This window comes from Streptomyces albidochromogenes, from assembly GCF_005981925.1.
Taxonomy (GTDB): domain Bacteria; phylum Actinomycetota; class Actinomycetes; order Streptomycetales; family Streptomycetaceae; genus Streptomyces; species Streptomyces albidochromogenes.
In genome coordinates, this window is the sequence record NZ_VBVX01000244.1 from 1 (window position 1) to 10,415 (window position 10,415).

General features: G+C 72.0%; 7 protein-coding genes. 5 read left to right on the plus strand and 2 right to left on the minus strand.

What is annotated here, in order from left to right; all coding sequences use genetic code 11:
* The 5 genes from E2E34_RS25595 to E2E34_RS25615 form a co-directional block, all read left to right on the plus strand.
* Nucleotides 1–224, plus strand: a 224-nt coding sequence (locus E2E34_RS25595; RefSeq protein WP_208765337.1) for a hypothetical protein, incomplete at its 5' end; no start/stop codon positions are given.
* Nucleotides 225–334: 110 nt separating this feature from the next.
* Complete coding sequence (locus tag E2E34_RS25600) at nt 335–2,458, plus strand: bifunctional polysaccharide deacetylase/glycosyltransferase family 2 protein (RefSeq protein ID WP_138904282.1); 2,124 nt, start codon at nt 335–337, stop codon at nt 2,456–2,458.
* The gene (locus E2E34_RS25605) at nt 2,455–3,720 is read left to right on the plus strand and encodes an acyltransferase family protein (RefSeq protein ID WP_138904278.1); all 1,266 of its coding nucleotides are present in this window, start codon (nt 2,455–2,457) and stop codon (nt 3,718–3,720) included. Before E2E34_RS25600 ends, E2E34_RS25605 begins: the two co-directional genes overlap by 4 nt.
* A gap of 103 nt (nt 3,721–3,823) precedes the next feature.
* Nucleotides 3,824–5,155: an MFS transporter gene (locus E2E34_RS25610; protein ID WP_138904279.1), complete on the plus strand. Its 1,332-nt coding sequence runs from the start codon at nt 3,824–3,826 to the stop codon at nt 5,153–5,155.
* Between the two features lie 119 nt (nt 5,156–5,274).
* Nucleotides 5,275–6,426, plus strand: a complete 1,152-nt coding sequence (locus E2E34_RS25615; protein WP_244316093.1) for a uroporphyrinogen-III synthase — start codon at nt 5,275–5,277, stop codon at nt 6,424–6,426.
* Nucleotides 6,427–6,703: 277 nt separating this feature from the next.
* Here E2E34_RS25615 and rsgA read toward each other — a convergent pair whose 3' ends face one another.
* Both rsgA and E2E34_RS25625 read right to left on the minus strand, forming a co-directional pair.
* Nucleotides 6,704–7,834 carry a ribosome small subunit-dependent GTPase A gene (gene rsgA / locus E2E34_RS25620; RefSeq protein ID WP_138904281.1) on the minus strand — a complete coding sequence of 377 codons (1,131 nt, stop codon included), beginning with the start codon at nt 7,832–7,834 and terminating at the stop codon, nt 6,704–6,706.
* 342 nt (nt 7,835–8,176) lie between these two features.
* On the minus strand, nt 8,177–10,415 hold a 2,239-nt coding region (locus E2E34_RS25625), incomplete at its 5' end, for a SpoIIE family protein phosphatase (protein WP_369334633.1).

The window sequence follows — 10,415 nt, forward strand, 5'->3', positions numbered from 1 at the left end:
GCACGGACCCCGCGCCCGGCACCGACCCCGACGACGGCGACCCGGGCACCGACCCCGGCACCACCGATCCCGGCGACGGACCGGACCCCGGGACCGACCCCGGCCCGGGCACCGACCCCGGCGCGGACCCGGGCGGGACCGACCCGGGCGCCGAGCCCGCAGACCCGCAGACGGACCCCGCCGCAGGCGGCACCACCAGTCAATTTGCCGCGAAAGGCACGTAGCACACATGGCAACCCACGGCAGGCGCGCGCACCGCGCCCACCGCGCACCACGCCCCACCGGGGCGCCGCGCGCGGCCCGCGGCCGGCGCACCGTCCGGCGGCGCATACCCATGCGCTATCTGCTGCCCTCGCTCTTCCTGGTGGCGCTGCTCGCGATGCTGATGCTGCGCGGCTACGTGCACAGCGAGATCCTCGCCGACCACCGCGTGCGTCCGCCCGCCCCGATCGACAAGGTTCCCGAGCACATCCTCAAGGGCGGCCCCGTCATCGACGCGCGCGACGCGAAGGCGCCCAAGGCGCTCAGCGTCCCCGACCGCACGCTCGTGCTGACCTTCGACGACGGCCCCGACCCCGAGTGGACGCCGAAGGTCCTCGACAAGCTCAAGCAGTACGACGCCCACGGCGTCTTCTTCGTCACCGGCACGATGGCCTCGCGCCACCCCGACCTGGTCGAGCGCATGGTGGCGGAGGGGCACGAGATCGGGCTGCACACCTTCAACCACCCCGACCTCTCCTACCAGTCCACCGACCGCATCGACTGGGAGCTGTCCCAGAACCAGCTCGCCATCGCGGGCGCGGCCGGCATCCGGACCTCGCTGTTCCGTCCGCCGTACTCCTCGTTCTCCGACGCGCTCGACAACAAGTCGTGGCCGGTGACCCAGTACATCGGCAGCCGCGGCTACATCACGGCGTTCAACAACACCGACTCGGAGGACTGGAAGCGCCCCGGCGTCGAGGCGATCATCAAGCGCGCCACGCCCAAGGGCACCGACGGCTCGATCGTGCTGATGCACGACTCCGGCGGCGACCGCTCGCAGACGGTGGCGGCCCTCGACCGCTTCCTGCCGGCGATGCAGGACCGCGGTTACGACTTCACCAACCTCACCGAGGCCCTCGGCGCGCCCACCGCGCACACCCAGGTCACCGGGCCCGAGCTGTGGAAGGGCAAGGCCTGGGTCTACGCCGTGGCCTTCTCGGAGAAGACGACCAGCGTCCTCGTCGCGGGCCTCGCCGCCATCGGCGTCCTGGTGATGCTGCGCTTCGGCATGATGCTGCTGCTGTCGTTCCTGCACGCGCGCAAGGTCCGCCGGCGGAACTTCCGCTGGGGCCCTGAGTTCACCGAGCCGGTCTCGGTGCTCGTCCCCGCCTACAACGAGCGCGAGTGCATCGCCAACACGGTCCGGTCGCTGATGACCAGCGAGCACCCCATCGAGATCATCGTCATCGACGACGGCTCGACGGACGGCACCGCCGACATCGTCGAGGCGATGCGCCTGCCGAACGTACGCGTCGTACGCCAGCAGAACTCGGGCAAGCCCGCCGCGCTCAACAACGGTCTCGCGCACGCCCGCTACAACATCGTCGTCATGATGGACGGCGACACGGTCTTCGAGCCCGCCACCGTCCGCGAGCTGGTCCAGCCGTTCGGCGACCCCCGGGTCGGCGCGGTCGCGGGCAACGCCAAGGTCGGCAACCGCGACTCGCTGATCGGCGCCTGGCAGCACATCGAGTACGTGATGGGCTTCAACCTCGACCGGCGCATGTACGACCTGCTCGGCTGCATGCCGACCATCCCCGGCGCGGTCGGCGCCTTCCGCGCCGACGCGCTCCAGCGCTTCGGCGGCATGAGCGAGGACACCCTCGCCGAGGACACCGACGTCACCATGGCGCTGCACCGCGACGGCTGGCGGGTCGTGTACGCCGAGAAGGCCCGCGCCTGGACCGAGGCCCCGGAGAGCGTCCAGCAGCTGTGGTCACAGCGCTACCGCTGGAGCTACGGCACGATGCAGGCGATCTGGAAGCACCGCCGCGCGGTCATCGAGAGCGGCCCCTCCGGGCGCTTCGGCCGCGTCGGCCTGCCCCTGGTGTCCCTCTTCATGGTGCTGTTCCCGCTGCTCGCCCCGCTGATCGACGTGTTCCTGCTGTACGGCCTGGTCTTCGGCCCCACCCAGAAGACCGTCGTCGCCTGGCTCGGCGTGCTCGCCGTCCAGGCGGTCTGCGCGGCGTACGCCTTCCGGCTCGACCGGGAGAAGATGACCCACCTGATCTCGCTGCCCCTCCAGCAGATCCTCTACCGGCAGCTGATGTACGTCGTGCTGCTCCAGTCCTGGATCACCGCGCTGACCGGCGGCCGGCTGCGCTGGCAGAAGCTGCGCCGCACCGGTGCGGTCGAGGCGCCCGGCTCCATCCCGGGCCAGCGCCAGCGGAGCAACGAGAAGAGGCCCGTCGCATGACCTCCGGCACCACCCCCGGCCCCGCCCACGGCACGGAGCCCGCCTTCGCCGCGTTCGGCACCGACGCGACCGCGCAGTTGCCGCGCGCCCGGCACAAGGCGGAGCCGGCGGCGCCCGCCGCCGCGGCGGCCCGGCCGGGCCGCGACCGGTACCTCGACGTACTGCGCACCATCGCGCTCGTGCGCGTCGTCGTCTACCACATCTTCGGCTGGGCCTGGCTGACGATCCTCTTCCCGTCCATGGGCGTGATGTTCGCGCTGGCCGGGTCGCTCATGGCGCGCTCGCTGAAGCGGCCCGCCGCCGGAGTGATCCGGGGCCGCATCCGACGGCTGCTGCCGCCGATGTGGGCGTTCTCGCTCACCGTCGTCCCGATCATGTTCTATTTCGGCTGGGAGCCGCTGAAGGAGGAGGGCGTCTGGTGGTTCCTGAAACTCGCCAACTACGTCTTCCCCGTCGGCGCCCCGCCGTTCCCCTGGCACAGCGGTGACAAGGCCGGCCTGCTGGAGGACACCTGGGCGGTCCAGGCCGCGGGCCCCCTCTGGTACATCCGCGCGTACCTGTGGTTCGTCATCGCCTCGCCCCTGCTCCTGTGGGCGTTCCGCAGGATGCCGTGGCTGACGCTGCTGGCCCCGCTCGGCGTCACCGCGGTCATCGGCTCGGGCCTGTTCACCATCCCCGGCGAGTTCGGCAACGCGCTCACCGACTTCGCGGTCTATGGCTCCTGCTGGGTGCTCGGATTCGCCCACAACGACGGCCTGTTCCAGAAGGTCCCGCGCTACATCTCGGTGTCCGTGTCGACGCTGCTCATGGCGTTCGGCCTGTGGTGGGCGTCCTGGCACCTGACCGCGGACGGCTGGGACCTCAACGACATCCCGCTCGCCCAGGCGGCCTGGTCGTTCGGCTTCTGCGTGATCCTCCTCCAGTACTCCCCGGCCTGGAAGGAGCTCCCGCCCCGGCTCAAGGGCTTCGACACCGTCATCACCCTCGCCAACAACCGGGCGGTGACGATCTACCTCTGGCACAACCTGCTGATCATGGCGACCATCCCGATCATCGACCTGCTCTTCCAGATCCCGGGTGTCTGGCCGACGTACTCCGGCTACATCGAGAGCGCGTACACGACCCTGATGCTGATCGTCGTCTGGCCGCTGATCGGTCTGATGATCATGGCGGTGGGCTGGCTGGAAGACGTCGCCGCGCAGCGCAAGCCGCGTCTGTGGCCGAACGGCGCGCCCAAGAGGCGCTCACACCCGCGCTCATAGCCGGGTGAGAGCAAGGTTGCGCGCCGGTCACCTCACGGCACGGGCCTGAAATCCACTGTCCCTAGCGTCGCCTCCACGACCCGAGAACTCGTGGAGGCGCGTCATGGCAGGCCGGTGGATCGAACAGTGGGACCCCGAGGACGAGACCTTCTGGAAGGAGTCGGGGGAGCGGATCGCCCGCCGCAACCTGCTCTTCTCCGTATTCTCCGAGCACATCGGCTTCTCCATCTGGACCCTGTGGTCCGTGATGGTGCTCTTCATGGGCCCGGAGTACGGCATCGACCCGGCCGGCAAGTTCTTCCTGATCGGTACCGCCACCCTCGTGGGCGCGGTCGTCCGCGTGCCGTACACCTTCGCCGTGGCTCGCTTCGGCGGCCGGAACTGGACCGTCTTCAGCGCGCTGATGCTGCTGCTGCCCACCGGCGCGGCGTACGCCGTCATGGAGCCCGGCACCTCCTACACCACCTTCATGGTGGTCGCGGCGCTCACCGGCGTCGGTGGCGGAAACTTCGCCTCCTCCATGACCAACATCAACTCCTTCTTCCCGCTGCGCAAGAAGGGCTGGGCGCTGGGCCTGAACGCGGGCGGCGGCAACATCGGCGTGCCCGTGGTCCAGCTCATGGGCCTGCTGGTCATCGCGGTGGCCGGGGCGACCCACCCCCGCGTCCTGCTGGCCACGTACATCCCGCTCATCGTCGTCGCGGCGGTGTGCGCGGCGCTGTACATGGACAACCTGGCGCCCGTGCGCAACGACACCGGGGCGGCGAAGGCGGCGGTGCGCGACCGGCACACCTGGATCATGGCCTTCCTGTACATCGGGACGTTCGGCTCCTTCATCGGCTACAGCTTCGCCTTCGGCCTGGTCCTCCAGACCCAGTTCGGCCGCACGCCCCTCCAGGCGGCCTCGCTCACCTTCATCGGCCCCCTCCTCGGCTCGCTGATCCGCCCCCTCGGCGGCTCCCTCGCGGACCGTTTCGGCGGTGCGCGCATCACCCTGTGGAACTTCGCGGCGATGGCCGCGGCGACCTCGGTGGTCGTCTACGCCTCCACCACCACCTCCCTCCCCGTCTTCCTGACCGGCTTCACCGCCCTCTTCGTCCTCTCGGGCCTCGGCAACGGCTCGACGTACAAGATGATCCCGGCGATCTTCCAGACCAAGGCGCTGGCGCAGGGCATGGAGGGCGAGGCGGCGGCGGCGTACGGACGACGGCTCTCCGGGGCCTCCATGGGCCTGATCGGCGCGGTCGGCGCGCTGGGCGGGCTCGCGATCAACCTGGCCTTCCGCCAGTCCTTCCAGACCGCCGGAACGGGCACGGCGGCCTTCGCGGCCTTCCTCGCCTTCTACGCCGCGTGCTTCACCGTCACCTGGGCGGTATACCTTCGGCGTCCGGTGGCCGTACCGGCGAAGCCGCAGCTCACGTATGCCGAGGTGTGAGGCGCGCAGGTCCGTAACGGCCGGGAAATACGGTGGAACCGAGCCTGTCACGTGAGGTTGACAGGCTCGGCTCTCCGCATCACCAGCACAGCGGTATGAGAGCCGGGTACGCCATGTCCGTGAACACCACCACCCCCGAACCAGAGCACGGCCCGCTCGCGGGCTTCACCGTGGGCGTCACCGCCGCCCGGCGCGCCGACGAACTGGGCACCCTGCTGACCCGGCGCGGCGCGGCGGTCCTGCACGCGCCCGCCCTGCGGATCGTGCCGCTGGCCGACGACAGCGAGCTGCTGGCCACCACGAAGCAGCTGATCGACGACGCACCCGACGTGGTGATCGCGACGACGGCGATCGGCTTCCGGGGCTGGGTGGAGGCCGCGGACGGCTGGGGCCTGGGGGAGGCGCTCCTCGCCCGGCTGCAGGACGTCGAACTCCTCGCCCGCGGCCCCAAGGTGAAGGGCGCGATCCGGGCCGCCGGCCTCACCGAGGAGTGGTCGCCCACCTCCGAGTCCATGGCCGAGGTGCTCGACCGGCTCCTGGCGGAGGGCGTCGCGGACCGCCGTATCGCGATCCAGCTGCACGGCGAACCGCTCCCCGGCTTCGTCGAGGCGCTGCGGGCCGGCGGCGCGGACGTGGTGGGCGTGCCGGTCTACCGCTGGATGCCGCCCGAGGACATCGCACCGCTGGACCGCCTCATCGACGCGACGGTCTCCCGCAGTGTGGACGCCCTGGCCTTCACCAGCGCCCCCGCGGCGGTGTCGCTCCTGTCCCGGGCCGAGGAACGCGGCCTGCTGCCGGACCTCCTGGCGGCCCTCGGCCACGACGTACTGGCGGCCTGCGTCGGCCCGGTCACCGCCCTCCCGCTCCAGGCGCACGGCATCGACACGGTCCAGCCCGAACGCTTCCGCCTCGGCCCGCTCGTCCAGCTGGTCTGCCGCGAACTCCCGGGCCGCGCCCGCACCCTGCCGGTCGCGGGCCGCAGCATCGAGATCCGCGGCCAGGCGGTCGTGGTCGACGGCGAACTGCGCCCCGTGCCGCCCGCCGGCATGTCCCTGCTGCGGGCCCTGGTCCGCCGCCCCGGCTGGGTGGTCTCCCGCGCGGACCTGCTGCGCGCGCTCCCGGGCTCGGGCCGCGACGAGCACGCGGTGGAAACGGCGATGGCCCGCCTGCGCACGTCCCTGGGCGCGCCCAACCTGATCCAGACGGTGGTCAAACGCGGCTACCGCCTGGCCCTGGACCCCGCGGCGGACACGAAGTACGCGGACGAGTAACCCGCTCGCGAGTCCCGGCCAGGGAACCTGCCCCGCCGCGCCCTCCACTTTGCCGGGAGGGGACGTGCCGGGGCGCTCCCCGCAGGGTGTCGAACGCGACTCCCCCGAACGACCCACGCTGCCCGAACGTTCGGCACCCGAGGAGACGCCCCGGCGCGGCACCGACCCCCGCAGCCCGCGCTACGGCCAGGAACCGACCCCCGCGAAGGCGCCCCGGAACAGGGCACAGCCTGGGGCCCCGAACGGACCGGGGCCCCGGGCTGCCCCCGGCCGAGTGCTACCGGCGCCGGCCACCGCCCCCGCGCTTGGCCTCCATGCCGGCCCGGCCCTGCGCGGTGCGCAGCCGCCACTCGCGCCCGATCTCCGCGCGCAGCCTGGCGTCGGTCTTGGCCACGATGCGGCGGTTCTCCCGCAGCAGCTTGCGGTAGCTCTCCAGCCGGCGCTCCGGCAATGCGCCCTCCTCCAGGGCGGCCAGCACGGCGCAGCCCGGTTCGGACTCGTGGGCGCAGTCGTGGAACCGGCACTGGGCCGCCAGCTCCTCGATCTCGGAGAAGACCTGGCCGACACCCCCCTCGGCGTCCCACAGCCCCACGCCCCGCAGCCCGGGCGTGTCGATGAGGACTCCCCCGCCGGGCAGCGCGAGGAGGTTGCGGGTGGTGGTCGTGTGCCGGCCCTTGCCGTCGACGTCACGGATGGCCTGCACCGCCATGACATCCGCGCCGAGCAGCGCGTTGGCCAGCGTCGACTTGCCCGCCCCGGAGACGCCGAGCAGCACGCTCGTACCGCCGGACACGACAGCGGCGAGTACGTCGACGCCGTCGCCCGTCGCGGAACTGACGGGCAGCACCTGCACGCCGGGCGCCGTGGTCTCCACGTCGTCGACGAGGTACGAGAGCCCGGTGGCGTCCGGTACGAGGTCGGCCTTGGTGAGGACGACGAGCGGCTGCGCGCCCGACTCCCAGGCCAGCGCCAGGAAACGCTCGATGCGCCCGAGGTCCAGCTCGACGGCGAGCGAGACCGCGATGATCGCGTGGTCGACGTTGGCGGCGAGGATCTGCCCCTCGGACCGGCTGGAGGAGGTGGAGCGTACGAACGCGGTGCGGCGCGGCAGGTACGCCCGTACGAACTGCGGGTCCCCGGCGGGGTCGACGGCGGCCCAGTCACCGGTGCAGACGACCCGCAGCGGATCGTGCGGCGTCACATAGGTGGTGTCGGCGCGTACGACGCCGTCGGCGGTGAGGACGTCGCACTGGCCGCGGTCGACCCGTACGACACGGCCGGGCAGCAGCCCCTGCGCGGCGTACGGAGCGAACTCGGCTTCCCATGCCGCGTCCCAGCCGTAGGGGGCGAGGGGGTGCCGGGCATCAGAAGTGGTGGAAGAAGCGGTGTGGAGCGAAGCGTTGAACAAGGGAAACCCTTCGAAGGGCGGCCCCGGCGGCGCGAAATGCGCGCGAAGAGTGGGTGTCAGCCGGAGGCCACAGGGGTGGAAACGATGATGAACTCCTGAATGCGGGCAGCGCCCGTCACCGTGACAGTCATCAATGTCCTCACCTCCTGCTTCTCAACGAACCGACTCGTTCCCGGGGGCGGCGCACGGCCGCGTCCGGTGAACGGTCAGAACCATAACCCCACCCCGGATCACGGCGCCAGCCATTTATCGCGTACGTCTGCGACCGGCCCGAGAGCCGCGAACCCGCTCTCTGAACAGCCAAGTTGAGGGAAGCCGCAGGCAACGTGCCGAGCAGCGCACTCAGCCGTCCCCGTCCCCGTCCCTGTCCCCGGGGAAGGACTGCTCGGTCCAGATGGTCTTGCCGGAGCGGGTGTAGCGCGTGCCCCAGCGCTGGACGAGCTGGGCGATGATGAACAGGCCCCGGCCGCCCTCGTCGTCTTCGCGGCTGTGGCGCAGGTGGGGTGAGGTGTGGCCGGTGTCCGCGACCTCGCACAGGAGCGTGCGGTCGCGGATGAGGCGCAGGTGCAGAGGCCCGGCGGCGTACCGCACCGCGTTGGTGACCAGCTCGCTGACGACCAGCTCCGTCGAGAACGACAGGTCCTCCAGTCCCCAGTCCCGCAGCTGCCCGGTGGCCAGCTCACGGGCGTGGCCCGGTGCGACGGGCTCGGCGGGCAGTTCCCATTCGGCGACCTGCGCGGTGCCCAGTTCGCGGGTGCGGACGAGGAGCAGGGCCGTGTCGTCGGCGGTCGTACCGTCCGGCAGGAGACGCGCCACCGCCCGGTCGCAGAGCTCCTCCAGTGAGGCGTCCCGGTCGGCCAGTACCTCCCCGAGCGTCTGGAGGCCGTGGTCGATGTCGCGGTCGCGGGCCTCGACCAGGCCGTCGGTGAACAGGGCCAGCAGGCTGCCGACCGGGAGCTCGATCTCCATGGACTCGAACGGCAGGCCGCCGAGGCCCAGCGGCGGGCCGGCCGGGAGGTCCGGAAAGGTCAGGGCGCCGTCCGGGTGGACGATCGCGGGCGGCAGGTGTCCGGCCCGGGCCATGACACATCGTCGTGAGACCGGGTCGTACACCGCGTACAGGCAGGTCGCGCCGGTGGTCACGTCCTCGAAGGCGCCGCCGAGCGAGCCGAGCTCGCCCCCCTGCTCCTCCGCCGACTGCCCCACCAGGTCGTCGAGCCGGGTCAGCAGCTCGTCGGGCGCCAGGTCCATCTGGGCGAACGCCCGTACGGTCGTGCGCAGGCGTCCCATGGTGGCCGCCGCCTGGAGCCCGTGGCCGACCACGTCACCGACGACGAGGCCGACCCGGGTGCCCGACAGCGGGATGACGTCGAACCAGTCCCCGCCGACCCCGGACAGGTCGTCCGTGGGCAGGTAGCGGTACGCCAGATCGACCGCCGACTGCCGTGGTACGTGCTGCGGCAGCAACTGGCGCTGGAGGGCGAGGGCGGCGGTGCGTTCGCGGGTGAAGCGGCGGGCGTTGTCGACGGACACGGCCGTACGGGCGACCAGCTCGTCGGCCAGGGCGATCTCGTCGTCGTCGAAGGCGGCGGCGCCGGGGTCCCGGGCGAAGGTGACGAGGCCCAGGGTGCTGTTCCCGGCCCGCAACGGCACGACGAGGGTGGTGTCGTCGCGTACGCGCCCGCCCGAGGCGAGGCTGCGCTCCTGCGGCGAGCCCGGCGGGTAGGTGACGGCGGCAGGGGGCCGCGGGCTGTGCGGCCGCGCCCCGCCGGGGGGATCCGCCGGGTGGTGCTGCCCTGCGGACCGGTGGGCGGCGCGTACGAGCCCGGTCAGGGCCGGGCCGCCGGTGGGCGGCGCCTCGCCCTCCAGGACCACCGCCGCGAGGTCGACCGTGACGGCGCAGGCGAACTCCGGGACCGCCACCTCGGTGACCTTCTCGGCGGTGACCAGCACGTCGAGCGTGGTGCCGATGCCCCGTCCGGCCTCGACGAGCAGGGCCAGCCGCCGCTGGGCCTTGAGGCGTTCGGTGATGTCGAAGGCGTCCTCGCACACCCCGAACACGTGTCCGTCGGCGTCCTGGAGCCGGTAGTAGGAGCAGGACCAGAGGTGGTCCTGCTCCGGGTCGCTCGGGGGCCGGCCCAGGAAGTGCAGGTCGAGGATGGGCTCGCCGGTGTCCAGGACGTGGTGCATGACCGCGTCGAGGGTGTGCGGGTAGCCGCGGGTGACGAAGCGTCCCTCGGAGTACAGCTCGTCGGCCCGCATCCCGCCGAAGTCGGCGTACGGCCGGCCGATCTCGCGTTCGTACGCCGTGTTGCACCAGGTCAGACGCAGGTTGGTGTCGTAGATGGCCAGGCCGACGGGGGACTGGGTGGCCAGCCCGTGCAGCAGCGCCAGCCGGGACTCCCACACCCGGAGGTCCTTCACTTTCGTCGCCACGACGACGCGTTCCGCCAGGCCGGGCCCCGGCAGGTGGCACACCGCCGTCGCGACCAGCAGCTCGTGCCCGTCGCGGTGCCGGGCCACGCGGATCTCGTTGCCGCGGAACGGATCGCCGAGGGCCGGCGCGGGATCGTCCGGGGCG

What these genes read in the sequence shown, in the direction of transcription:
- E2E34_RS25600 (WP_138904282.1), top strand. Translation starts at nt 335, where the DNA reads ATGCGCTATCTGCTGCCCTCGCTCTTCCTGGTGGCGCTGCTCGCGATG.
- E2E34_RS25605 (WP_138904278.1), top strand. Translation starts at nt 2,455, where the DNA reads ATGACCTCCGGCACCACCCCCGGCCCCGCCCACGGCACGGAGCCCGCC.
- E2E34_RS25610 (WP_138904279.1), top strand. Translation starts at nt 3,824, where the DNA reads ATGGCAGGCCGGTGGATCGAACAGTGGGACCCCGAGGACGAGACCTTC.